Genomic DNA, 23167 nt, shown 5'->3' on the forward strand with positions numbered 1-23167 from the left:
ACCACGAATGTGACTCATATTCCCGAAAGGGTGTTGTTTTAACGCCCGCTTGGGAATATGAGTCACATTCGTTGTAGAGAAAGATAGCTCGCCTAGCCCTTGAGGTCTGGGAAGTCCGTGTCGGCGAACTCGTGGCCGTAGCCCTCGGTGGTGGTGCGGGCGGCCAGAGCTGCTGCGGTCTTCTCGCCGTGGCGGCCGTGGAACTCGTTCTCACGGGCCCGCAGTTCCACACGGCGAATCTTGCCCGAAATAGTCTTGGGCAGCTCGTAGAACTCGATGCGGCGCACCCGCTTGTAGGCAGCCAGGTGGTCGCGGGCGTACTTGAGAATATCCTTCGCGGTCTCAGCCGTTGGCTCATGCCCAGCGGCCAGCACAATGTAGGCCTTGGGCACAGCCAGGCGGATCTCGTCGGGTGACGGCACGACCGCAGCCTCAGCCACAGCCGGGTGCTCAATGACCACGGACTCCAGCTCAAAGGGGGAGAGCTTGTAGTCGGAGGCCTTGAAGACGTCGTCGGCACGGCCTACATAGGTGAGCACCCCGTTCTCGTCCCGCTCGGCAATATCGCCGGTGTGGTAGAAGCCCCCGCGCATGGTGTCCTCGGTTTTTTCGGGGTCCCCCTTGTACTGGGTCATGAGGCCCAGTGGGCGGGCATCGCCCAGGCGGATGCAAATCTCACCCTCGGTTTCAGAAATCTCATCGGTAGCCGGGTCAATCAGCACAATGTCGTAGCCGGGCAGGGGCTTGCCCATAGCACCAATCTTGATGGGCTGGCCGGGTGTATTGGCAATCTGCACGGTGGACTCGGTCTGCCCAAAGCCGTCTCGAATATCCACACCCCAGGCGGTTTTCACCTTGGAAATTACTTCGGGGTTCAGCGGTTCACCTGCGGCAACGACCTTGGTGGGCGGGGTTGCCAGCTGGCTCAGGTCAGCCTGAATGAGCATGCGCCAGACGGTGGGCGGGGCGCAGAAGCTGGTGACCCCGAACTTTTCCATGTTCTGCATGAGGGCGGCAGCGTCGAAGCGGGAGTAGTTGTAGATAAAGACGGTTGCCTCAGCAATCCAGGGGGTAAAAATGTTGGACCAGGCGTGCTTGGCCCAGCCGGGTGAAGCCACATTCAGGTGCACGTCACCGGGGCCCATACCAATCCAGTACATGGTCGAAAGGTGGCCCACCGGGTAGGAGGTGTGGGTGTGCTCCACCATCTTGGCCCGTGAGGTGGTGCCCGAGGTGAAGTACCAGAGCAGGGGCTCGTCGCCCCGGGTGGGGACATCCGGGGTGAAATCGGTGGGAGCGGACGCCGCGTCCAGGTAATTCAGGTGGGGGTGCTTGGTCAGGGCCCCCTCAGTCTTACCGTCTGTTTCAATCACGGTGAAGTTACCTTCAACCCGCTCGAACTTGGGCGCGTTCTTGCTGTTGGTAATCACCCACTCAACCGTGCCACGGCTAATGCGTTCATCGAGATCAACGGGTTCAAGCATCTCGGTGGAGGGTATGAGAATAACGCCTAGTTTGATACCGGCCAGCATGAGCTCCCAGAGCTCCACCTGGTTGCCCAGCATGAGAATTACCCGGTCACCGCGCTTCACGCCTACCGACCGTAGCCAGTTGGCTACCTGTGATGAGCGCTGAGACATTTCTGCATAGCTCACGCTCACGCTGGAACCGTCTTGTTCCGCGATAATCAGGGCGGGGGCGTCCTTGCGTTCCTCGCTAGCAGCTACCTGATCAAACCAGTCGAGGGCGAAGTTGAAATGCTCAAACCGGGGCCAGGTGAACTGTTCGCGCGCGGCGGCATAGTCCTCGCGCAGGGCGACAAGCTGATCGCGAATGGTGCGGAACTCTTCGGTAACGCTCATGAGTAACCTCTTTCGGCAATAAACCACACAAAAATAGTGGCATGGGTCACGATAGGGTGCTGTGAGTCACTATAGGGGAGGGGTGGCACCCCTGCCAAGACCCTGTGGAAAAATCAACGACAGCAAGCCTGTCTGTGCGTAACGAACCAATTAATTCCCTCAAAAGCTACCCGGCAGCCCCCAAGGTGGAGTACATTCAGAGCTAAATATGGCTTGACTCACACAAAAAGTGCGGGTGAACCCCGCCCGTGAGTTGCACACGACGACGTTGCACAGGAGAGCTACCCTATGAACACCCACATCCGCGGAATGGTCAAAAACCCACCCGAAAAGCCCCTGCCCTTCCCCGACATCGACCCCTTCGGCGTCCTCAACCTGCTGCCCGACCACGAAAAAGAGTGGTTCTTGCGCATCCGCACCTACCTGCAAGAAGAAGTACGCCCCCAAATCGTTGACTACTGGAACACCGAAGAATTCCCCCTGCACCTGCTCGAAGGCATGGCCGAGGTGGGGCTGGCTCGCCTCGAAACCAGCGGCACCTCCTGGCTCTTCCGCGGTCTGGTCTACGCAGAAGTGACCCGGGTGGACGTCTCGCTCTCAGCCCTGGTCGGTATTCACAACGAGCTGGTGCTCGGGATGATCAATATTCTCGGCTCTGACGAGCAGAAAGCTGAGATGCTCTCGAAACTCGAAAGCTTTGAACTCACCGGCGCCTTTGCCCTGACCGAGCCCGACCATGGCTCCGATATCGCCGGCGGCCTCGAAACCAGTGCCACCTTTGACGGCGAAAACTGGGTCATCAACGGCGAAAAACGCTGGATTGGCATGGGTACCATCGCCGACTTCGCCCTGGTCTGGGCCCGTGATACCGCCGACCAGCAGATTAAGGCCTTCATCGTACCCACCGACGCCCCCGGCTATGAGGCCGAGAAAATTCGCAACAAAATCGGCCTGCGCGTCATGCAGAACGCCCACATCACCCTCACCGACGTGAAGGTGCCCGCTAGCGCCCACCTGCCCGGGGCCGTCAACTTCGACGCCGCCAACGAGATGCTGCGCAACTCCCGCGCCTGGGTGGGCTGGCAGGGCTACGGTATTCAGCTGGGTATCTTCGATATCGCCCGCGACTACGCCATCACCCGCCAGCAGTTCGGCAAGCCCCTGGCTAAGTTCCAGCTCATCCAAAAGAACATCGCAGAAATTATGAGCAACACCCAGGCAGCCCTGGGGCTCATGATGAACTGCGCCCGCATGCAAGAAAACGGAACCCTCGATATGGTTCACGCCGCCATGGCCAAGGCCACCACCACCAAGTTGGCCCGGCAGAGCGCCTGGCTGGGCCGGGAAATCCAGGGTGGCAACGGCATGACCACCGACTACGAGATGGCCAAGTTCTTTGGGGACGCCGAAATCCTCTACACCTACGAGGGCACCTACGAAATCAACTCCCTCATCGTGGGCCGGGCCCTGACCGGCTACTCAGCCTTCGTCTAAAACCCTCACCTCCCACCTGAAAGAGAGCACCATGGATCTCACCAACACCACCGCCCTGGTCACGGGCGCAGCCTCGGGTATCGGAGCAGCAACCGCCCGCGCCCTGGTTGCCCGCGGCGTGTACGTCTACGGCCTCGACCTTCCCGCCGGTATCGAGAAGGCCGGGGAGGTTGAGGGCGTCACCTTCCTGCCCGGCGACGTCACCGACTACGCTGCCGTTGAAGCTGCCTTCGAACGGGTGGGGCAGGACGAGCGCCCCCTGCGTACCGTAGTCAACTGCGCCGGTATCGCCCCGGGGGCCCGCGTCCTCTCCAAAAGGGGGCCGCACGACCCCGCCCTCTTCGCTAAAACCGTCAGCATTAACCTCAACGGCACGTTCAATGTGCTCACGGCCGGGGCGGCCCTGATGGCCGCCCAGGAGCCGGTGGAAGGCACAGCCGGGCGGGGCGTCATTATCAACACCGCCTCTATCGCCGCCTATGAGGGGCAGATTGGTCAGATAGCCTACGCGGCATCAAAGGGCGGGGTCGTAGCCCTGACCCTACCCGCGGCCCGAGATCTGGCCAGCTCAGGAATTCGCGTGAACACTATCGCCCCGGGCATCGTGGACACCCCGCTCATGGCTGGCATTACCGAAGAGTTCCGCGAAGAACTCGCTCAAAACGTACCCTTCCCGCAGCGCCTCGCGGCCCCCGCTGAATACGCCGACCTGGCTGTTTTTATCGCCGAGCATGACTACATCAACGGCGAAACAATCCGCATGGACGGCGCCCTGCGCATGGCCCCCCGCTAGGCCGCACCCCGGAACCGACGAGACAGAATAGCCCACCTTATAAGGGAGAAGAAGATGACCACCACACCCACTATCGCTTTTATCGGCCTGGGGCACATGGGCGGCTACATGGCAGCCAACCTGGTTTCTGCAGGCTACACCGTGCACGGCTTCGACCTAGTGCCCGCAGCGCTCGATGCCGCCCGTGACCGCGGAATCCAGGTCGCTGCCAGCGGTGAAGAAGCCGTTGCCCAGGCCGATATCGTCATCACTATGCTGCCTGCTGGCCAGCACGTTCTGGGAGCCTACGGCGGACGCGAGGGGCAGGGAGGTCTGCTAGCTGCGGCCAAGCCCGGCACCCTCTTCGTGGACTGCTCCACCATCGAGGTAGAGCACGCCCGCCAGGCAGCCGACCTAGCTGTGCAGGCCGGCATGCGGGCCGTCGATGCCCCGGTCTCCGGCGGTATGGTGGGGGCCGAACAGGGCACCCTCACCTTCATGGTGGGTGGCGCTGAGGCGGACGTAGAGCAGGTGCGCCCCCTGCTTGAGGTGATGGGCAAGAAGGTGGTGCACTGCGGTACCAATAGCACCGGCCAGGCCGCCAAAATCTGCAATAACATGCTGCTGGGCATCACCATGGTGGGCGCCTCCGAGGCCTTCGTGCTGGGCGAGCGTCTGGGGCTCGACGCCCAGGTGCTCTACGACGTCATTTCCACTTCGTCCGGCTACTGCTGGGCGGTCAACGTCAACTGCCCGGTGCCCGGTCCCGTGCCCGGGTCGCCCGCTAACCGCGACTACGAACCGGGATTCGCTACCGCCCTCATGAGCAAGGACATGGGCCTGGCAGTTGCTGCCCTCGACACCGCAGGGGTTAACGGCGAACTCGGCAAGCACGCCGCAGATATCTATACTCACCTGGTAGAAGAAGGGCGTGGCACCAAGGACTTCTCAGATGTCATTAACGCCATTCGCGAGGCCGACGGCTCACCCGTCTCCGGTATCTAATCCGCCCACAGCAAGGAGAAACACCCGTGACTACCTACGAGAACATTCTGGTTGAAACCCGCGGCCGGGTGGGGCTGATTACCCTCAACCGTCCCAAGGCCCTCAATGCCCTCAACGATGCCACCATGCGCGAGGTTGTTGCCGCCGCAACCGACTTTGACCGCTCACCCGAGGTGGGGGCCATCGTCCTGACCGGTAGCGAAAAAGCGTTTGCCGCTGGCGCCGATATCAAGGAGATGTCGTCCCAGACCTACGCCAGTATGTACGCGGCCGACTGGTTTGCCCACTGGGACAACCTCACCCGCCTGCGCACCCCCATCGTGGCTGCCGTGAACGGCTACGCCCTGGGCGGCGGGTGCGAACTAGCCATGATGGCCGACATGCTGGTTGCCGGTCCCTCCACCAAGTTCGGCCAGCCCGAAATCAACCTGGGGGTTATCCCCGGCATGGGTGGTTCCCAGCGCCTCACCCGCGCTGTGGGTAAGGCTAAGGCCATGGACCTCTGCCTGACCGGGCGCTTTATGGGGGCGGACGAAGCCGAGCGGGCAGGGCTGGTATCCCGCCTGGTGGAGCAGGACGCGGACGTCCTCCCCACCGCCCTTGAGATGGCAGAAACTATCGCTTCTAAGTCAAAGTTTGTGGCCCAGGTCTGCAAGGAGGCCGTCAATGCCGCCTTTGAGACCACCCTGGCCCAGGGTGTTGCTTTTGAGCGCCGCACCTTCCATGCTCTTTTTGCAACCGAGGACCAGAAAGAGGGCATGGCTGCCTTCGTTGAGAAGCGGGAGGCTGATTTTAAGCACCGCTAAAGTGTTGCGCGTCTCACCAAAATGTGACACAGTTGGGTTGAGTGAATAACTGACCAAATGGTCACTAAATACTTTGGAGGCATAGTGAGCGCAACCCACCCCATGCTTGAACGCGATCACGCCAGCGACTGGATGGGCATTCGCGTGCTCACCGCCCAGCTGGGTCACGCCATCATCGAAATGGACATCAAGCATGAGATGGTCAACGGCTTCGGCATCATCCACGGTGGTATGACCTTCGCCTTTGCAGACACCGCCTTCGCCCTCGCCTGCAACCACAGTGACCCCGAGCTCTACGCCCAGAGCATCACTGTGGGGGCAGGCGTTGACGTTAACTACATCGCCTCAGCCTACGAAGGGCAAACCCTACGAGCAGAAGCGAACCTCACAGCACAGTACGGGCGCAACAGCATCGTTGATGTGACCGTCACCTGCGGAGACAAACTCATCGCCGAGTTCCGCGGTCGTGGTCGCTCCATCAAGCCCCCAACAGCCACGGAAGGACACCAGGCATGAGCACCTACAAGGCCCCCTCTTGCAGCGTAGAGAACCCCTACACCCCGGCCCCCCGAGCCGCAGACCCCGGCGCCCCGGACCCCGAGGAGCTGATGAGCCGCGACCAGATTGAGGCCCTCCAGTTCGAGCGCCTGCGCTGGACCCTGCACTACGCCTACGAAAACGTACCCGCCTACAAGGAACTCTACGACGAGCACGGTGTACACCCCGGTGACTTCAAGGAGCTCGACGACCTCAAGCTCTTCCCCTACACCGACAAAGAATTCCTGCGTAAGGCCTACCCCTTCAAGGCCTTTGCCGTGCCCATGAGCGATGTGCGCCGCATCCACGCGTCCTCGGGTACCACCGGCCAGCCCACCGTCGTGGGCTACACCGAAAACGACATCGCCACCTGGAGCGCCCTGGTAGCCCGCTGCTTCCGCTTCTCAGGCATCAAGCCTGGCTACAAGGTGCACAACGCCTACGGCTACGGCCTCTTCACCGGTGGCCTGGGTGCCCACTACGGTGCTGAACGTCTGGGTGCGGCCGTCATTCCTATGTCTGGCGGCCAGACCGAGAAGCAGGTGCAGCTCATTCGCGACTTTGAGCCCGATGCGATTCTCTCCACCCCCACCTACCTGCTGACCATCGCTGATGCCTTCCGCAAGCTGGGTATCGACCCCAGGGAAACCTCCCTCAAGACCGCTGTGCTGGGTGCTGAGCCCTGGACCGAAGAAATGCGCCGCGAAATCGAGGTCACCTTCGGCACCCTCAAGGCCTGCGATATCTACGGCCTGTCTGAGGTCATGGGCCCCGGTGTGGCCGGTGAGTCCTTTGAATCGCAGGACGGCTCCCACATCTGGGAGGACCACTTCCGCCCCGAAATTATCGACCCCTTCGACGACACCGTGCTCGATTTGGGCCGCCCCGGCGAACTGGTCTTTACCTCCCTGACCAAGGAAGCCCTGCCCATCATCCGCTACCGCACCCACGATCTGACCCGCCTGCTACCCGGTACCGCCCGCCCCGGCCACCGCCGTCTGGGCCGTATCACCGGCCGAAGCGACGACATGATTATCCTGCGCGGCGTCAACCTCTTCCCCTCCCAGGTCGAAGAGCTGGCCCTGCAGCAGCCCGAGCTGTCGCCCCACTTCGCCCTGGAACTGACCCGCCCCGGCCGCATGGACGAAATGACCGTGCGCATCGAACGCCGCGAAGAGTTCACCCTAGAAGCCGCCGAAGAAGCAGGTAAGCGCCTGCTGCACGACATCAAGACCAAGATTGGCTCCACCTGCCGCATCGAGGTGCTGGACCCGGACGTCCTGCCCCGCTCCGTCGGCAAGATTCGCCGTATCTACGACTACCGCAACAAGCCCAAGGGCAACGAATAAACCTACTCGCCTGCGGGCAGGTTTGTTAGCATGTAGGGAGCTCCCGTGCGGGGGCTCCCTACCCGTGTGTGAGAGGAAGATGCTGTGAGCACTCGCCAGTCCCAGCCCGCCAAGCGCGGCCGCCCCGGCTATGACCGCCAAGAGGTACTGCGCCTGGCCGTAGAGGTCTTCAACGAGCACGGCTACGACGCCACCAGCATGGACATGCTCGCCAAGCGCCTGGGGCTAACCAAGAGCGCTATCTACCACCACGTGGCCAGCAAGGAAGAGATTTTACGCATCGCCCTCGACCGTGCCCTCGACGCCCTTGACGAGGTGTTTGAGGCTGGCGAGAGTTTAGAGGCGGACGCCCGCGAGCGGCTTGAATTCGTGGTGCGCCAGACCGTGTTTGTGCTGGCTGAGCACCTGCCCTATGTGACCCTGCTGCTGCGTTTGCGCGGTAATTCCCCGGCCCAGCAGGCTGCTCTCGATAAGCGCCGGGCCTTGACCGGCCGCCTGGCGGCCCTGGTGGATGCTGCCCAGCAGGCTGGGCAGGTGCGGCAGAGCGCGGACGCCCGCACCCTGGCCCGCCTGATTTTCGGCATGATTAACTCCCTGGCGGTCTGGTATGACCCGGCCCGTGGTGGCGACGTGGAGGCCCTGGCCGATACGGTCGTCGATATGGCCTTTCGGGGGATTGCGGCAGGCCCCCGCCCCTAGAGGTGGTGCAGGGTATCGTAGACCTATGACTGAAACCCACTCCGTACCCACCTTTCCTGGCCTGAGCCCGGCGGGGGCGCGCGTCCGCTCCACCAATCGTGGGGCAGAAATGCCCAGCCCGACCGGTAGGGGCACTACCGGTATCAATAAGCAGCCGGTAGATTCGCTGGAGGTTTTTGCCCCGGCGCCCGGCTATGGGAACGGCTCCGGTGTGAGCGGGGATTTCGTGGGGGACGCCAAGCACCACGGCGGTGCTGACAAGGCGGTCTATGCCTTTGCCCGGGAAGAATTGGATTACTGGGCCGAGCGCTTAGGTGCTCCCTTGGGCAACGGGCAGTTCGGTGAGAATCTGACCACCGAGAGTATTACCTGGAGCCGGGTTCTCATCAACCAGCGCCTGGCGGTGGGTACGGCCGTGCTTGAGGTGTCGGTGCCGCGCCAGCCCTGCCGCACCTTTGCCGACTGGCTGGGTCAAAAAGGCTGGGTAAAAACTTTTACTGAGCGTCAGGACGCCGGTGCCTACTTGCGCGTTATCCAGCCCGGTACCATCGCAGCCGGGGATACTATTATTTTTCTGCCTGCCCCCGATCACGGGGTGACTATGGGGCGGGCCTTTGCGGCCGCTATGGGCGATCGCGCTGCCATGCAGGCCGTGGTAGAAGCAGGCTGCTACCCGCCTTTCTACCACGACCGGCTACTGGCTAAACTGGGGCGTTAGCTGGCGTCAGCCTCGGCCATAGGCCAGGTCTTGGCCACCAGTGTCAGCACATCGTAGGTGGCCACGATTTCGTCCTTCTGGTTGTGCAGCACCGCGTCCCAGGTGACCTCGCCGTACTCGTCGGTCACGCGCGGGGTAATCTTCTTGGCGGTAAGAGTCACGCGAATCGAATCATCGTAGGTAACCGGGGTGATAAAACGCAGGTTCTCCAGGCCATAGTTAGCCAGCACCGGGCCCGGGGCCGGATCAACGAAGAGCCCGGCAGCCCACGAGACCAGCAGGTAGCCGTGGGCCACACGACGGGGGAAGAAGGGGTTAGCCGCCGCTGCCTCCTCGTCGGTGTGGGCGTAGAACTGATCCCCGGTCTCGTTGGCGAAATCGGTGATGTCTTGTAGCTTGACCTCGCGCAGGTCAGAAGCGAACTGGTCGCCGATGGCCAGCTCGGCCAGGGACTTGCGGAAGGGGTGCACACCCTCGCCCGACTCCACCTGGGCGCGGGTGACGGTTGCGGCGTCCGCCCCGGGGTGCCACACCCCGGTCAGGGCAGTGAGCTTATTGGGGGAGCCCTGAATAGCGGTGCGCTGCATGTAGTGCTTCACGGCGCGAACACCACCGAGCTCCTCGCCGCCACCAGCACGGCCGGGGCCGCCGTGTACCAGGTGGGGCACGGGGGAGCCGTGGCCGGTTGAGGTCTTAGCGTCCTCGCGATCCAGCACCAGGACGCGGCCGTGGTGGGCGGCAATGCCCAGGGCCAGCTGGGCGGCGGTGGCGTCATCGTGGGTGCAGACCGTAGCCACCAGGGAACCCTCGCCCAGCGCAGCCAGCTCAACAGCCTCGGCCAGGTCGGTGTACTCCAGAATGGAGGTCACCGGGCCGAAAGCCTCAACGGAATGAACCTCGGGGGTGCGGGCGTCCTCAAAGGTCAGCACCGTGACCGGGTAGAAGGAGGGGCCCTCGGGGGCCTCACCGCGGAAGGCAATCGTGCCGCCAGCCTCCACCAGGCGGGTCACAGCCTTTTCAACCTCGGTCTTCTGCTCGGGGGAGGCCAGTGAACCCATGGTCACTCCCTCCTCGCGTGGGTTGCCGACCACCACGCGTCCGGAAATCTTGCCCGCCAGGGCCTCAACAACCTCAGCGGAGCGCCCGGCAGGCACCAGGACGCGGCGGATAGCGGTACACTTCTGGCCCGCCTTAGCGGTAATCTCCACCATGACCGACTTGATAAAGGCCTCGAACTCGGGGGTGTCGGCGGTGGCGCCCGGGCCCAGAATGGCGGCGTTCAGGGAGTCAGTTTCGGCGGTAAAGTGCAGGCCCTTGGTCTGCACGCTGGGGTGCTGGCGCAGGGTGCGGGCGGTGGCGGCCGAACCGGTAAAGGCGACGTGGTCGCGGTAGTCCAGGTAGTCCAGCAGGTCGCGGGCAGAGCCAGAAATCAGCTGTAAGGCGCCCTCGGGCAGCAGGCCTGAATCCAGCATGAGACGCACGGTCGCCTCGGTGACGTAGCCGGTGGGGGTAGCGGGCTTGACGATGGTGGGCATACCGGCGATAAAGGCCGGGGCGAACTTCTCCAACATGCCCCAGATGGGGAAGTTAAAGGCGTTAATCTCAACAGCCACGCCGGGCAGGGTGGTGTAGATGTGCTCACCGATGAAGGAGCCGTCGCGGGAGAGCTGCTCAACGTTGCCGTCGATGATGACGCGGGAGTTGGGCAGCTCGCGGCGGCCCTTGGAGGAGAAGGTGAAGAGGGTGCCGATACCGCCGTCCACGTCGATGTAGTGGTCGCGCTGGGTGGCGCCGGTGGCAAAAGAAAGCTCGTAGAGCTCGGCTTTATGCTCGGTCAGGAACTGGGCCAGCTGCTTGATGATCAGGGCGCGTTCGTGGAAGGTGAGCTTACCCAGGTTGGCTTGGCCGGTGGTGCGGGCGTAGTCAATGGCCCCTGCGGTGTCGATTCCCTCGGTGGATACCCGGTAGATGGGCTCGCCGGTGATGGCGTTGAGAACGTCCTGGGAAGAGGTGGGGTTTTCCGGGGTCCACCAGGAGCCCTTGATGAAGCTGGGAACTAGGGTGGGGGTGCTCGTCATTGAGAAATCCTTACTGTTGGGACGCCCGGAAATAAATGACCGAGCGTTCAGTTATTGGTATAAACTATAGTTCACATCACAGGTGAAGAAAAGCCTTGCACCCTTTGAGGAACAGGGCGGAAAGGACGCTCATGGGCGAGCAGGTAGGCACCGGCCAGGAGGCTGACGGGCAGGTCGAACTCTGGAAAATCACCCTGGGTGAGCTAGATGAAAAGATGGGCGTGCAGGTGCTCGAAGAGTCTGCTGAGCGGGTGGTTGCCACTATGCCGGTGGAGGGTAACCGCCAGTCCCTGGGCCTGCTGCACGGGGGTGCCATGCTGGCCCTGGGGGAGGCCGTAGGCTCCTGGGCCGCAGTTATCCATGCCTCATCCATGGGCAAGGTGGCGGTGGGCGTGGATGTGAACGCCACCCACCACAAATCCTCAAAAACCGGCACTGTGCGGGCGACGGCGTCCGCTATCCACCTGGGCCGCTCCCTGACCACCCACGAAGTCATTATCACCCACGAAGACACCGGCGCGCGCCTCTGCACCCTGCGGATCACCAACTTCATCAAGTAGGTACCACCTCAGTCGGGTAGGTACCACTTAAATCAGAAAAACCCACCAACTAGATGGGTTTTTCTGACTCAGATGGTACCTACTGGGGCAGGCGGGCCTAGCTGTAGTCGTAGAAGCCCTTGCCGCTCTTACGGCCCAGCTCCCCGCGGGCTACCATGTCGCGCATGAGCTGCGGCGGGGCAAACCGCTCACCCAGCTGCGACTCAAGATACTCAGCAATGCCGAGGCGGACGTCCAGCCCCACCACATCGGTCAGGGCCAGCGGGCCAATCGGGAACTTGTAGCCCAGCACCATGGCGTTATCGATATCCTCAGGGCTAGCCACGCCTTCCTCAACCATACGGATAGCCTCAAGGGCAATCGCCACACCCAGACGCGAGGACGCAAAACCGGGGGCGTCATTGACCACCACCGGGGTCTTACCCAGGCCCTCAACCCAGAGGCGGGCAGCCTCCTTCAGCTCGGCAGAAGAGTGCTTAGACTGCACCACCTCCACCAGCTTGGACGCCGGCACCGGGTTAAAGAAATGCAAACCAATAAAGTTACCGGGGCGTTGCAAAGACTCCGCCAGCCCATCAATCGACAGGGAGGACGTATTCGACGCCAGCCAGGCGTCCTCACCCAGCTGCTCCTCCACAGCCCGCAGGGCACCCACCTTCAGGTCCCAGTTCTCGGGCACGGCCTCAACCACCAGCTGGCGGTCCGCAAAATCACCGTAATCAACCGACACCGCAAACCGCTCGGTCAGCTCATCAAAATTACCGTCAAAAGCCCCGCGCTCCAGCGACTTAGCCAGGTCGCGCTCCACGCGCTCGCGGGCAGCTTCGGCCGCCTGGGCGTCCCGCTCAACCACCACAACCTGGGCCCCGGCCAGCAGGAAGGCATGGGCAATACCCGCGCCCATGCGTCCGCCGCCTAGCACACCCACACGGGCGGGAACCTTCAACTCGTGAACTTCAGTCATCACTCACCTCTACTTCTTCTTGCGGTCAAGAAAAGCCTGCATGCGGTCAAACTTGGCCTGGGACTCAAACAGAATCGCCTGGGCCAGCTCGTCAATATGGGGGTGGGCCTCGCGCGGGGCCGCAAAGACCCGCTTGGTTACGCGCACCGCCAGCGGGTCCTGGGCTCCAATACGGTCTGCCAGGGCGTGGGCCGCGGGGAGCAGGGCGGACGGCTCATGCAGCTCGGTCACCAGGTGCAGCTCAAGTGCCTCGTCGGCAGACAGAATACGGCCGGCCATCAGAATCTCTAGGGCCACCGGCTCACCCACCAGCTCCTTGAGGCGCCAGAGGGCACCGGCTGCGGCGATAATACCCAGGTTGGTTTCGGGCTGGCCCATCTTGATATAGGGGGTACCTAGGCGGAAATCAGCCGCGTAGGCCAGCTCCGCACCGCCACCCAGGGCGTAGCCGTCAATGGCGGCAATCACCGGCATGGGGAGCTTATGAATGCGGTCAAAAATTTGCGAATTGACCCCGCGCAGGGCGTCCTCCCGGCGGCGCTCGCGCAGCTGGGCGATATCGGCACCCGAGGCGAAAATTCCGCGCCCGTTCACCTCGCAGCCGGTCAGGATCAGAATCTTGGGAGTGACCTCGAGGTAGGCGCAGACCTCGTGGAGCTCGGCGACCATGGTGGCGTCAATGGCGTTGCGCACCTCGGGGCGGTTCATGCGGACGACCAGGCGGTCCTCGCCCTCTTCAACGGCGAGGGCGGTGAAGTGCTCAAACATTAGACGGCCTCCACCAGTAGGGTAGCGCCCTGGCCCACGCCAATGCACATGGTGGCCAGGCCCTTGGTGGCTCCCTCGCGTTCCATGCGGCCCAGCAGGGTAATGACGATGCGGGAGCCGGACGAGCCCAGCGGGTGGCCCAGGGCAATCGCCCCGCCGTCGCGGTTGACGATATCCTCGCTCAGGCCCAGGCGGCGCATGGACGCCAGAGACTGGGAGGCAAAAGCCTCGTTGAGTTCCACGGCCTCTAGATCGGCCACCGTCCACCCGGCCTTAGCCAGGGCCTTTTCGGTGGCTGGAACCGGGCCCAGACCCATGATTTCGGGAGCCAGGCCCGCCGAGGTGCCGGTGACGACGCGGGCGCGGGGGGTCAGCCCGTACTTCTTCAGGGCTTCTTCGGAGGCCACGATAATGGCTGATGCGCCGTCGTTGAGGGAGGACGAATTGCCGGCCGTCACTACAGATCCGCCAGCAACAACCGGCCGCAGCCCAGCCAGCACCTCAGCGGTGGTGCCGGGGCGGGGGCCCTCGTCCGTATCAACCACGGTTTCCCGGCCCTTGCGGTCTCGTACCACCACGGGCACGATTTCGTCTTTAAAGTGCCCGGCCTCAATGGCCGCGATAGCCCGCTCGTGGGAGCGGACGGCAAAGGCGTCGCAGTCTTCGCGGGAAATAGAATCGACGCGGGCTACTTCTTCTGCGGTTTCAGGCATGGAGTAGGTGAACTTGTCGCGCTCAGCAAACACGGGGTTGACGAAGCGCCAGCCGATAGAGGTATCGAAGCTCTGGCCGGGCTTAGCAAAAGCGGTGGTTGGCTTTTCCATGACCCAGGGGGCGCGGGACATAGACTCCACGCCACCGGCAATCACGATATCGGCCTCGCCCGCCTTAATCATCTGCGCAGCCAGGGTAATAGCGCTCATGCCCGAGGCACACAGGCGGTTGACGGTGATGCCGGGGACGGTGTCGGGGTAGTCGTTGAGCAGCCAGGCCAGGCGGGCTACGTTACGGTTCTCTTCACCGGCACCGTTGGCGTTGCCCAAGATGACCTCGTCGACAGCCGCCGGGTCAAGCCCGGCCTTCTCGACGACGTCCTTAATCACCAGGGCCGCGAGATCATCGGGGCGGACGGACGACAGCGCCCCGCCGTAACGCCCCACGGGGGTGCGGGAGCCGCCTACGAGATAAGCCTGGGGTGTCTGCGACATTCAAACTCCTTTGTCAGAAAGCCAAGAAATAACTGACCAATCGTTCACTAAATCTTTTCACTTTAAGTGATGTAGGTCAAGGGCAAGAGAAAGACCCCCGCCACCGGTGGGTGGCGGGGGTTGAGAGCTTATGCCTCTTCGGGGTGAAGGTCGATCTCCTGGTTGCTCTTGGGTACCATGCTGACCGCAATCACCGACACCACAGCCAGGGCCGCGATGTAGACGCCAATCATCCATGACTGGCCGGTCTGCTTCAGAATCATCTCAGCAATCATGGGGGCAAAAGCGCCACCCAGAATCGCGCCGATGGCGTAGCCAATCGAGATGCCCGAGAATCGTACGGAGGCCGGGAACATCTCGGCGTACATGGCCGACTGGGGACCGTAGGAGGGGCCCAGGCCAATGGTGAGGATGAAAATAGCCAGGGTGAAGAGGGCTGCGTTGCCACTGTCGATTAGGAACCACATGGGTACGGCCCAGAGAATCATAAAGCCGTAACCCAGCTGGAAGGTGCGCACGCGGCCAATCTTGTCGCTCATCCAGCCGCCGACCATGGTGAAGGTAAGCCAGCCCAGGCCACCAATAAGTGAGGCGGTCATGGCGTCGCCGCGGGTCATGCCCAGGGCCTTCACGCCGTAAGAAATGAAGAAGGCGATAACCAGGTAGCCTGCTGCGTTGTTGGCGATGAAGATCAGGGCTGCCAACACAACCTCTTTGGTGTTGCCCTTAAAGAGCTGCTTGAGCGGTGCCGATTCGCGCTTCTTGAGGTTCTGCATCTCCTTGAAGACGGGGGATTCTTCAACGGAGTGGCGGATGTAGAAGCCCACCAGAATCAGGATGATGGACGACCAGAAGGGAATGCGCCAGCCAAAGCTGAGGAACTGCTCTTCGGTCAAAATGGAGTTGAGGAAGAGATTGACCAGGGTTGCCAGAATCATGCCCAGGGGCACGCCAATCTGGGGGAAGGCTCCAAAGAAGCCGCGCTTGTTGCGGGGCGCGTGCTCCACCGACATGAGGGCGGCACCGCCCCATTCGCCGCCGGCTGAGAAACCCTGGAGAATACGCAGAACCACGATAATGATGGGCGCTGCGATACCGATTTGGGCGTAGGTGGGCACAAAACCGATACCGACGGTGGCAATACCCATCAGAATAAGGGTGAGCACCAGGGTGATGCGGCGGCCGAACTTATCGCCGATGTGGCCGGCGACGATAGCGCCGAGCGGGCGGAAGATGAAGCTAATACCCAGGGACGCCCACGAAACAATCTGGGCGATGGTCTTGTCTTCACCTTCGGGGGTGAAGTACTGGGTGGCAAGAATCAGGCCTGCGGCCTGGGCGTAGATGAAGAAGTCGTACCATTCGATGGTGGTGCCGATGAGGGTGCCTGCTAGCACCTTCTTTTCTTCGCGGCTGACCCGGTGGCGGGTGCTAGCTGCCATGTGTGAAGACATCGGTGTCTCCTTGTGTGCGGGGGTGGATGATATGCGCCCTCCTGAGGTGGGGGTCACATTTGTTTGAAATCATATACGAAAATGTGGGGTGTGCAATAGGTCTGCGCGAGAAATTTTTTAACGCTCGGTCAGTAATTTCTACCCGACCCCGCCCGCAGGGAGGTTAAGGACGCCTGCCCCGCCCGGGTGCGTCCGGACGGGGCAGGGGAGGGGCGGGGTTTATTCGCAGATAACCTGCGGCAGGCCCATATGCTTGAGGCCCTCGACGCCAAACTCCACGCCGTAACCTGACTCCTTGATGCCGCCGAAGGGGATGCGGGGGTCAATCGCGCCGTGCTTGTTGATCCAGACGGTGCCGGCCTCAATCTTGGCGGCAACCTCGCGGGCCCGCTCAATATTCGATGACCAGACCGAGGCGCCTAGGCCCACATTCAGCTTGTTGGCCTCTTCGAGGGCTTCCTCCAGGGTGGAGTAGCGGATAATCGGCAGAGCCGGGCCAAACTGCTCCTCAACCACCAGGGGGTTGTCCTTGTCGATATTGGCAATCAGAGTGGTGGGGTAGAAGAAGCCCTTGGCCCCTTCATCAGGGTTGCCACCCAGCAGGACGCGCGCACCGGCGTCCTTAGCTTTCTGGACTAGATTGGCAACAATGTCGTACTGGGCCTTGTTCTGCAGGGGGCCCAGAACGTTCTGCTCATCAAGGCCTACGCCCATAGGCATATTCTGGGCAACGGCAACCAGCTCGCCGCAGACCTGGTCGTAGAGGGAGTCGGGTACATAGAGGCGCTTGAGGGCCGCGCAGGTCTGGCCGGTGTTGATAAAGGCGCCCCAGAAAAGCCCCTCGGCGATGGCCTTGGGGTCGGCGTCATCCAGTACGATACCGGCGTCATTGCCGCCCAGTTCCAGGGTGAGGCGCTTGAGGGTATCGGCCGTTGATGCGGCAATCTTCTTGCCGGTAGCAGTGGAGCCGGTAAAGGTAATCTTGTCGATGCCCGGGTGGGTGGTCATGGCAGCGCCTACCTCGGGAGTTGCCGGGATAATCTGCACAACGCCCTCGGGGAGCACGGTGTTGATTACCTCAACCAGGGCCAGCACGCTCAGGGTGGTGTACTCGGACGGCTTGAGCACAATGGTGTTACCCATGCGCAGGGCCGGGGCAATCTGCCAAATGGTAATCATGAGGGGCCAGTTCCAGGGGCCGATGCCGCCCACTACGCCAATGGGGCGGTAGTTGAGCACGGCGCGGGTCTCGCCGTCGTCAACCAGGGTTTCTTCCTCCAGACCGAAGGACGCAGTGGCGCGAGTCCAGGCCACACAGCCACCCAGCTCAAACCGGGCATTGGGGCCGTTGAGAGGCTTACCCTGCTCGCGGGAGAGCAGCTCGGCCAGGGGCTCGGAGGCCTGCTCAATGGCGTCCGCCATCTTCATGAGGTAGTCGCTGCGCTCGGCGTGAGAGAGGGCTGCCCAGGCGGGCTGGGCTTCACGCGCCTTGGCGACAAGCTGGTCAAGGACGTCGGTGCCCTGCTCGGGTGCCAGGCCGATAAGTTCTTCGGTGGCCGGGTCAAAAACCTCGCGGGTGCCGCCCACGGTCACGCGGCTCACCAGTTCTGAGTAGGATGTGGGTAGTGACAGCATTGTCATCTCCTTGCTGTTAAAAACGGTTACATCTATGATGTGAGTCACGGTTTTATGCGCGTTAGGCGAGCCGTGCACAGTATTTGGCGCAGTGTGCGCCCGACCACTTATGTGACCGCAGGACAGCAGGAGGACGCCCACGTGAGCCAAGAAGAAAACCGCGCAGCCTACCGCTTCAGGCAGCACCAAGAACTCGGCTTCACCGACTGGTGTGCCGGTGCGCGCGAAAGCTTCGGCGACCTGCGTATCACCTGTGACGACCCCGAAAACTTCAGTGCCAACGTCCGCACCGCCTCCCTGGGGGATGTAGAACTCTTCGACATGACCACCCCTGCCCACAGTGTCGCCCGCACCCCCGATGCGCACGACGCCGAACACAACGGCTACTGCAAACTCAGCCTGCAGCTCGACGGCGAAGCCGTGCTCACCCAGGACGGGCGCACCTGCCACCTGCGCCCCGGCGACCTGGCCCTCTATGTGACCAAACGCCCCTACCAGCTCGAATACCCCGGCCAGCAGCGCAGCCTCATTGTGCTCTTCCCGCAAAACTTCGTGCACCTGGGGGCCGACTATGTAGGGGTCATTACGGCTACCCCCGTCTCCGACCAGCAAGGGCTCGGAAAGTTCGCCGTGCCCCTCTTTGAGCAGCTCGCAGCCAACCTTGACGAACTCAGCGGCCCCCACGCCCTGGCCCTCGTACGCTCAGCCCTCGAAATGCTTATTACCGTCATGGCAGCAGAGTCAAACGAAGCCGGGCGCTCGCCGGGCAATATGCTCTTTCACCAGGCCGTCGCCTATATTGAAGAGCATCTGGGCGACCCCGACCTGGGTCCCGGTAAAATTGCTGACGCCCTCTATATCTCCCTGCGGCAGCTGCATGGGCGGTTCGCGGCTAACCAGCAGACCGTCTCTACCTATATTCGAACCCGCCGCCTGGAATGTATTCGAGAGGATTTGGCTAACCCCCTTTACCGCGGGGATTCGGTGCAGGCCATCAGTGCTCGCTATGCCCTGTTTGACCCCTCGCACGTGAGTAAGGCCTTTAAAGCTGAATACGGTGAATCACCCTCGGCCTACCGGGCGAGAATGTTGGCTAGCTAGCCTGTCGAAAAGTGCAACTGCCGTATGAAAAGTGACGGGCATTTGCACTTTTCCGATGGCATCTCCCTGTCGCCCGCAATGCTTTCCTGGTAAAGTAATGCCTGTAAGGGAAATCAACCTGAAAGGCATACAATCGTGGCACCTAAAATAGGCTTCCTCTCCTTCGGCCACTACGGCGACTACCCCGGCTCCAAAACCCGCACCGGCGCCGACATGCTCCACCAAGCCATCGATCTAGCGGTCGGCGCTGAAGACATCGGACTGGACGGGGCCTTCTACCGCGTGCACCACTTCGCCCAGCAGCAGATGTCCCCTTTCCCCCTGCTGGCCGCCGCAGCAGCCCGCACCTCCACCATCGAGCTGGGCACCGGCGTCATCGATATGCGCTATGAAAACCCGCTCTACATGGCAGAGCAGGCAGCCATGGTCGACCTCATTGCCGGTAACGAGCGCCTACAGCTGGGTATCTCCCGCGGCTCACCCGAGACCGTCTATAAGGGCTTTGCCCACTTCGGCTACCTACCCGCCGAGGGGGAGGACGAGTCTGACATGGCTCGCCGTCACACCGCCCTCTTCCGCGAGGCTATTGCCGGGAAGGGAATCGCCCAGAGCGTTTCTGACCCCACCCAGCTCGATCCGATTACGCCCCAGTCACCCGGCCTGCCCCGTCGTATCTGGTGGGGTGCTGGCACTCGCGATACTGCCCGCTGGACCGGCGAACAGGGCATGAACCTTATGTCCTCCACCCTGCTGTTGGAAGATACCGGTGTGCCCTTTGATCAGCTGCAGGCCGAGCAACTACGTATCTTCAAGCAGGCTTGGGCGGACGCTGGGCACGAGGGTGCCCCGCGCACGTCGGTATCGCGTTCGATTATTCCGATTATTGACGAGCAGAGTAACTACTACTTCGGCCTGCGCGCTCAGGCTGAGGGCCAGGACCAGGTCGGTATTCTGGACGGCGCCGTCTCCCGCTTCGGCAAGAGCTACATCGGTGAGCCCGACAAAATCGCCGAAGAGCTAGCTCAGGACGAGGCCGTGGCCGAGGCGGACACCCTGCTGGTGACCATTCCCAACATGCTGGGAGTGGACTTCAACCTGCGTCAGCTGGAGGCCATCGTCCGCGATATTAAGCCCGCGCTCTAACCCCGTCCCTGGCAAGGGGACCTCATTTCTTCAAAAGGACCGCATAATATGCGGTCCTTTTGAAGTTTTGTGGTCCCTTTGAAAATGAGGAGTTACTTGACCCCTTCAATCTCGGATTCAGTGACCCACTTATGGTTCTTCATGGTCATACCACCGGCAGTGAAGTCCACCATATAAACGGTCTCATCGGTGGACGATTCAACCGTCCCCTCAGCTCCCCTCATGCCGGTCATGTGCTCAGCCTCGATGGTCACGGGGGCGCCGTCGGAAAGGCGCTCACTCCCGGCGTCCGCCAGTTCTTCCTGCACAACCCACTTGTGGTCGGTGACGGGGTCAGAGCCATCGGTAGGGGTGTAGTTTACCGAGTAGGTGTAGGTCTGGTAGGCGCCCACGATGGTGGCGGTAGCCCCGTCCATACCACTCATGTGGTCAGCGGCGAGAACAACCTCGGTGCCAACCGGGTAGGTGGGGTCTGATGCTTCAGCGATACCGGCAGGTGCGGGCCCGCCATCTGTCGGGTGGTTGGCGTGATCAGCGTGGGCTGCGGCAGCTGACGAGACCAGAGCCTCAGCCTCGTTTTTAGCATTTGACTCGTTGGACCCGCAGGCAGTCAGAGCCAGCAGAGATAGGGCAGCGAGGGCGAGGACGCGGGTGGGTAGGGTTTTCATAGGTGCCTCCTGGGGCGTGGGTTGGGGTATTAGGTGAAGCGGAGCAGGCGGGTGGAGTTGAGCACCACGAAGACCGATGAGAAGGCCATGGCCGCTGCCGCAATCATGGGGTTGAGCAGGCCGGCTGCTGCCACCGGAATGGCCACCGTGTTGTAGGCAAAGGCCCAGAAGAGGTTGCTCTTAATGAGGCGCAGGGTTGCCCGCGAGAGTCGAATGGCTGTAGGCAGTGAGCTCAAGTCGCTGCGCACAATGGTCATGTCGGCAGCCTCCATAGCCACGTCGGTGCCCGACCCCATGGCCACGCCCACATCGGCCTTGGCCAGGGCGGCTGCGTCATTCACACCGTCGCCCACCATGGCGACCCCCACCCCGCCCTCTTGTAGGCGGGTGATGGTGGCCAGCTTATCGGAGGGGCTAACTCCCGCATAAACATTCGCGGAGTCAATGCCCACCCGGGCAGCTACCGCACGGGCGACGGGTTCGGCATCCCCGGTCAGTAGAACCGGGGTGAGCCCCAGGGCCTTGAGCTCTGCCAGAGCTTCGGACGCCCCCGGCTTGGGGGTATCTTGCAAGGCCAGCAGGGCCGCGGGCTGCCCGTTGAGAGCAAGGACGACGGTGGTGCGCCCGGCCTCCTGCCCGGCCAGTAGGGCGTGGGTGTGGGCTTCGCTCAGCTCGATACCTTCGGCAGCCAAGAAACTGGCCTGACCCACTAGAGCCGTGATTTCTCGGCTTTCACCCGAGGAAACCTCTTCCAGCAGAGTGGCTCGCACACCCCCGCCGGGGGCAGACTCAAAGGCGGTGACTTCAGGCAGAGAGGAACCCGCTCCAGCAGCCTGGGCTGCCTGGGTGATAGCCCGGGCAATGGGGTGTTCAGAGCGGCTCTCAGCCGCCCCGGCCACCGCGAGCAGGCGTCCGGCGTCCTGGGCTTCAAAGCCCGCAAGGGGAGTTACCCCAGCCAGGGTGAAGGCACCGGTGGTGACGGTGCCGGTCTTATCGAGCACCACGGTGCGCAGGTGCTTGGTGGATTCGAGCACCTGGGCTGAACGAATCAGAATACCCAGCTGGGAACCGCGCGAGGTGCCTGCCAGCAGGGCCGTAGGGGTAGCCAGACCCAGGGCGCAGGGGCAGGCGATGACCAGCACCGACACGGCTGCGGTAAAGGCGGCGTTGAGGTCGCCGGTCAGCAACAACCAGCCTGCCAAGGTGGCCAGAGCCAACCCAATGACAATCGGAACAAAAACCGCAGATACCCTATCTGCCAGACGGGCGATAGGAGCCTTGGTGGACTGGGCCTCGGCCACGGTGCGGCTCATCTGGGCCAGCACGGTATCGGCTCCCACCCGGGTTGCCCGCACCGTCAGGGAGCCGGACGTATTGACGGTCGCCCCGACAACAGCGTCCCCAACTTCCACCTCAACCGGCACAGACTCACCGGTCAGCAGGGAGGTGTCCACCGCCGAGCGTCCCTCGACAACCTCGCCGTCCACCGCGATTTTCTCGCCGGGGCGCACCAGAAAGATGTCGCCGGGCAGCAGGTCCTTGACGGGAATCTGCACTTCCCGACCGCCCTGCAGCACCGTGGCAGACTTAGCCCCCAGGTTCAGCAGGGCCCGCAGGGCCTGCGAAGAGCGCCGCGCGGTGCGGCGCTCAATCTGCCGCCCAGCCAGCAAAAAGAGGGTAATCATGGCCGCCGCATCAAAGTAGAGCATGTGGTCCATGCCGTGGCTGCCAGGCGAGGACGCCCCGTGCCCGGCATGGGCGGTCATAGTCGGGTCCATGGCCAGCTGCCAGAGCGAAAAAGCGTAGGAGGCAACCACACCCAGAGAAATGAGGGTGTCCATGGTGAACGAGCCGTGCCGCAGGTTAGTCCAGGCCGGGCGGTGGAAGGGCATAGCTGCCCAGGTGGCCACCGGCAGGGTCAGGGCTGCGACCACCCAGCCCCAGTGGGGGAACTGGAAAGTGGCAAACATGGATATCAGAAAGACCGGCAGGGTAAAGAGCGTCGCTACCCACAGGCGCGGGGCGAGCGAATCCTGCCCGGCCTCGTCCGCCTGCTCCACGGCGTCCTGCTTGAGACTGGCCGAGTAGCCGGCCTTCTCGATGGTCTCAATCAGCTGCTCATCGGTGATAGAGGCTGGTGCAACCACGCGAGCGGTCTCCAGCGGCAGGTTGACCGAGGGTTCCACCCCAATTTTCTTAAGCTTGCGCTCCAGCCGCCCCACGCAGGACGCGCAGGTCATGCCTCCCACGTTCAGATTCACGATGCGGGTATCACCGGTGAAAACCTCAGCGGTGGATTGGGTTGGCATGACGCCTTCTTTCACTTAGTTCGTTTGTTAGTTAGCC

Annotated in this window: 20 protein-coding genes; 11 read left to right on the plus strand and 9 right to left on the minus strand. The window is 62.4% G+C overall.

What is annotated here, in order from left to right:
- Positions 1-92 precede the first annotated feature (92 nt).
- Positions 93-1862, minus strand: coding sequence for an AMP-binding protein (locus ACRCJM_RS06430; protein ID WP_431464259.1), 1770 nt, complete (start codon positions 1860-1862; stop codon positions 93-95).
- A 288-nt stretch (positions 1863-2150) separates the two neighbouring features.
- Here ACRCJM_RS06430 and ACRCJM_RS06435 point away from each other — a divergent pair, with 288 nt between their 5' ends.
- From ACRCJM_RS06435 to ACRCJM_RS06470, 8 genes are all read left to right on the plus strand, one after another.
- Positions 2151-3356 carry an acyl-CoA dehydrogenase family protein gene (locus ACRCJM_RS06435; protein WP_431464260.1) on the plus strand — a complete coding sequence of 402 codons (1206 nt, stop codon included), beginning with the start codon at positions 2151-2153 and terminating at the stop codon, positions 3354-3356.
- A 31-nt stretch (positions 3357-3387) separates the two neighbouring features.
- Positions 3388-4149: an SDR family oxidoreductase gene (locus tag ACRCJM_RS06440; protein WP_431464261.1), complete on the plus strand. Its 762-nt coding sequence runs from the start codon at positions 3388-3390 to the stop codon at positions 4147-4149.
- Between the two features lie 54 nt (positions 4150-4203).
- Positions 4204-5133, plus strand: coding sequence for a 3-hydroxyisobutyrate dehydrogenase (mmsB, locus tag ACRCJM_RS06445; protein WP_431464262.1), 930 nt, complete (start codon positions 4204-4206; stop codon positions 5131-5133).
- A gap of 26 nt (positions 5134-5159) precedes the next feature.
- On the plus strand, positions 5160-5939 hold the full coding sequence (locus ACRCJM_RS06450; RefSeq protein ID WP_237196140.1) for an enoyl-CoA hydratase: 780 nt from the start codon (positions 5160-5162) through the stop codon (positions 5937-5939).
- A gap of 84 nt (positions 5940-6023) precedes the next feature.
- Positions 6024-6455 (plus strand): PaaI family thioesterase, encoded by a 432-nt coding sequence (locus ACRCJM_RS06455; protein WP_326503720.1) that lies wholly within the window; start codon positions 6024-6026, stop codon positions 6453-6455.
- Positions 6452-7825, plus strand: coding sequence for a phenylacetate--CoA ligase family protein (locus tag ACRCJM_RS06460; protein WP_431464263.1), 1374 nt, complete (start codon positions 6452-6454; stop codon positions 7823-7825). The genes ACRCJM_RS06455 and ACRCJM_RS06460 overlap by 4 nt, the downstream gene beginning before the upstream one ends.
- Positions 7826-7909: 84 nt before the next feature.
- Positions 7910-8524, plus strand: coding sequence for a TetR/AcrR family transcriptional regulator (locus tag ACRCJM_RS06465; protein WP_237186730.1), 615 nt, complete (start codon positions 7910-7912; stop codon positions 8522-8524).
- A gap of 25 nt (positions 8525-8549) precedes the next feature.
- Entirely contained in the window at positions 8550-9242 is a 693-nt protein-coding gene (locus ACRCJM_RS06470; RefSeq protein WP_431464264.1) for an MOSC domain-containing protein, read from the plus strand.
- Here ACRCJM_RS06470 and paaZ read toward each other — a convergent pair.
- Positions 9239-11320, minus strand: a complete 2082-nt coding sequence (paaZ, locus tag ACRCJM_RS06475) for a phenylacetic acid degradation bifunctional protein PaaZ (protein WP_431464265.1) — start codon at positions 11318-11320, stop codon at positions 9239-9241. The two genes, ACRCJM_RS06470 and paaZ, sit on opposite strands and share 4 nt — an antisense overlap.
- 131 nt (positions 11321-11451) lie before the next feature.
- Between paaZ and ACRCJM_RS06480 the strand changes: the two genes are divergently transcribed.
- Complete coding sequence (locus ACRCJM_RS06480) at positions 11452-11880, plus strand: PaaI family thioesterase (RefSeq protein WP_431464266.1); 429 nt, start codon at positions 11452-11454, stop codon at positions 11878-11880.
- Between the two features lie 97 nt (positions 11881-11977).
- Here ACRCJM_RS06480 and ACRCJM_RS06485 read toward each other — a convergent pair whose 3' ends face one another.
- From ACRCJM_RS06485 to ACRCJM_RS06505, 5 genes are all read right to left on the minus strand, one after another.
- A complete protein-coding gene (locus tag ACRCJM_RS06485) occupies positions 11978-12844 on the minus strand; it encodes a 3-hydroxyacyl-CoA dehydrogenase family protein (RefSeq protein ID WP_431464267.1) in 867 nt (288 codons plus the stop codon).
- A gap of 9 nt (positions 12845-12853) precedes the next feature.
- On the minus strand, positions 12854-13612 hold the full coding sequence (locus ACRCJM_RS06490; protein ID WP_237186736.1) for an enoyl-CoA hydratase/isomerase family protein: 759 nt from the start codon (positions 13610-13612) through the stop codon (positions 12854-12856).
- Positions 13612-14820 (minus strand): thiolase family protein, encoded by a 1209-nt coding sequence (locus ACRCJM_RS06495; RefSeq protein ID WP_431464268.1) that lies wholly within the window; start codon positions 14818-14820, stop codon positions 13612-13614. Before ACRCJM_RS06495 ends, ACRCJM_RS06490 begins: the two co-directional genes overlap by 1 nt.
- Before the next feature lie 128 nt (positions 14821-14948).
- Positions 14949-16274 carry an MFS transporter gene (locus tag ACRCJM_RS06500; protein ID WP_431464269.1) on the minus strand — a complete coding sequence of 442 codons (1326 nt, stop codon included), beginning with the start codon at positions 16272-16274 and terminating at the stop codon, positions 14949-14951.
- A 219-nt stretch (positions 16275-16493) separates the two neighbouring features.
- Positions 16494-17909 carry an aldehyde dehydrogenase family protein gene (locus ACRCJM_RS06505; protein WP_431464270.1) on the minus strand — a complete coding sequence of 472 codons (1416 nt, stop codon included), beginning with the start codon at positions 17907-17909 and terminating at the stop codon, positions 16494-16496.
- A 141-nt stretch (positions 17910-18050) separates the two neighbouring features.
- Between ACRCJM_RS06505 and ACRCJM_RS06510 the strand changes: the two genes are divergently transcribed.
- Both ACRCJM_RS06510 and ACRCJM_RS06515 read left to right on the plus strand, forming a co-directional pair.
- The gene (locus ACRCJM_RS06510; RefSeq protein ID WP_431464271.1) at positions 18051-19010 is read left to right on the plus strand and encodes a helix-turn-helix domain-containing protein; all 960 of its coding nucleotides are present in this window, start codon (positions 18051-18053) and stop codon (positions 19008-19010) included.
- Between the two features lie 135 nt (positions 19011-19145).
- Complete coding sequence (locus tag ACRCJM_RS06515; protein WP_431464272.1) at positions 19146-20153, plus strand: LLM class flavin-dependent oxidoreductase; 1008 nt, start codon at positions 19146-19148, stop codon at positions 20151-20153.
- A gap of 92 nt (positions 20154-20245) precedes the next feature.
- Here the strand turns inward: ACRCJM_RS06515 and ACRCJM_RS06520 are convergent, their stop codons facing one another.
- Entirely contained in the window at positions 20246-20821 is a 576-nt protein-coding gene (locus tag ACRCJM_RS06520; protein WP_237207466.1) for a YdhK family protein, read from the minus strand.
- Positions 20822-20850: 29 nt separating this feature from the next.
- On the minus strand, positions 20851-23130 hold the full coding sequence (locus ACRCJM_RS06525) for a heavy metal translocating P-type ATPase (RefSeq protein WP_431464273.1): 2280 nt from the start codon (positions 23128-23130) through the stop codon (positions 20851-20853).
- Between the last annotated feature and the right edge of the window lie 37 nt (positions 23131-23167).

The organism is Rothia sp. L_38, from assembly GCF_050689125.1.
Taxonomy (GTDB): Bacteria; Actinomycetota; Actinomycetes; order Actinomycetales; family Micrococcaceae; genus Rothia.

Bases quoted from the DNA above. Each gene is read 5' to 3' on its own strand.
- ACRCJM_RS06430 (WP_431464259.1), bottom strand. From the start codon at position 1,862: ATGAGCGTTACCGAAGAGTTCCGCACCATTCGCGATCAGCTTGTCGCC.
- ACRCJM_RS06435 (WP_431464260.1), top strand. From the start codon at position 2,151: ATGAACACCCACATCCGCGGAATGGTCAAAAACCCACCCGAAAAGCCC.
- ACRCJM_RS06440 (WP_431464261.1), top strand. From the start codon at position 3,388: ATGGATCTCACCAACACCACCGCCCTGGTCACGGGCGCAGCCTCGGGT.
- mmsB (WP_431464262.1), top strand. From the start codon at position 4,204: ATGACCACCACACCCACTATCGCTTTTATCGGCCTGGGGCACATGGGC.
- ACRCJM_RS06460 (WP_431464263.1), top strand. From the start codon at position 6,452: ATGAGCACCTACAAGGCCCCCTCTTGCAGCGTAGAGAACCCCTACACC.
- ACRCJM_RS06470 (WP_431464264.1), top strand. From the start codon at position 8,550: ATGACTGAAACCCACTCCGTACCCACCTTTCCTGGCCTGAGCCCGGCG.
- paaZ (WP_431464265.1), bottom strand. From the start codon at position 11,320: ATGACGAGCACCCCCACCCTAGTTCCCAGCTTCATCAAGGGCTCCTGG.
- ACRCJM_RS06480 (WP_431464266.1), top strand. From the start codon at position 11,452: ATGGGCGAGCAGGTAGGCACCGGCCAGGAGGCTGACGGGCAGGTCGAA.
- ACRCJM_RS06485 (WP_431464267.1), bottom strand. From the start codon at position 12,844: ATGACTGAAGTTCACGAGTTGAAGGTTCCCGCCCGTGTGGGTGTGCTA.
- ACRCJM_RS06490 (WP_237186736.1), bottom strand. From the start codon at position 13,612: ATGTTTGAGCACTTCACCGCCCTCGCCGTTGAAGAGGGCGAGGACCGC.
- ACRCJM_RS06495 (WP_431464268.1), bottom strand. From the start codon at position 14,820: ATGTCGCAGACACCCCAGGCTTATCTCGTAGGCGGCTCCCGCACCCCC.
- ACRCJM_RS06500 (WP_431464269.1), bottom strand. From the start codon at position 16,274: ATGTCTTCACACATGGCAGCTAGCACCCGCCACCGGGTCAGCCGCGAA.
- ACRCJM_RS06505 (WP_431464270.1), bottom strand. From the start codon at position 17,909: ATGCTGTCACTACCCACATCCTACTCAGAACTGGTGAGCCGCGTGACC.
- ACRCJM_RS06520 (WP_237207466.1), bottom strand. From the start codon at position 20,821: ATGAAAACCCTACCCACCCGCGTCCTCGCCCTCGCTGCCCTATCTCTG.
- ACRCJM_RS06525 (WP_431464273.1), bottom strand. From the start codon at position 23,130: ATGCCAACCCAATCCACCGCTGAGGTTTTCACCGGTGATACCCGCATC.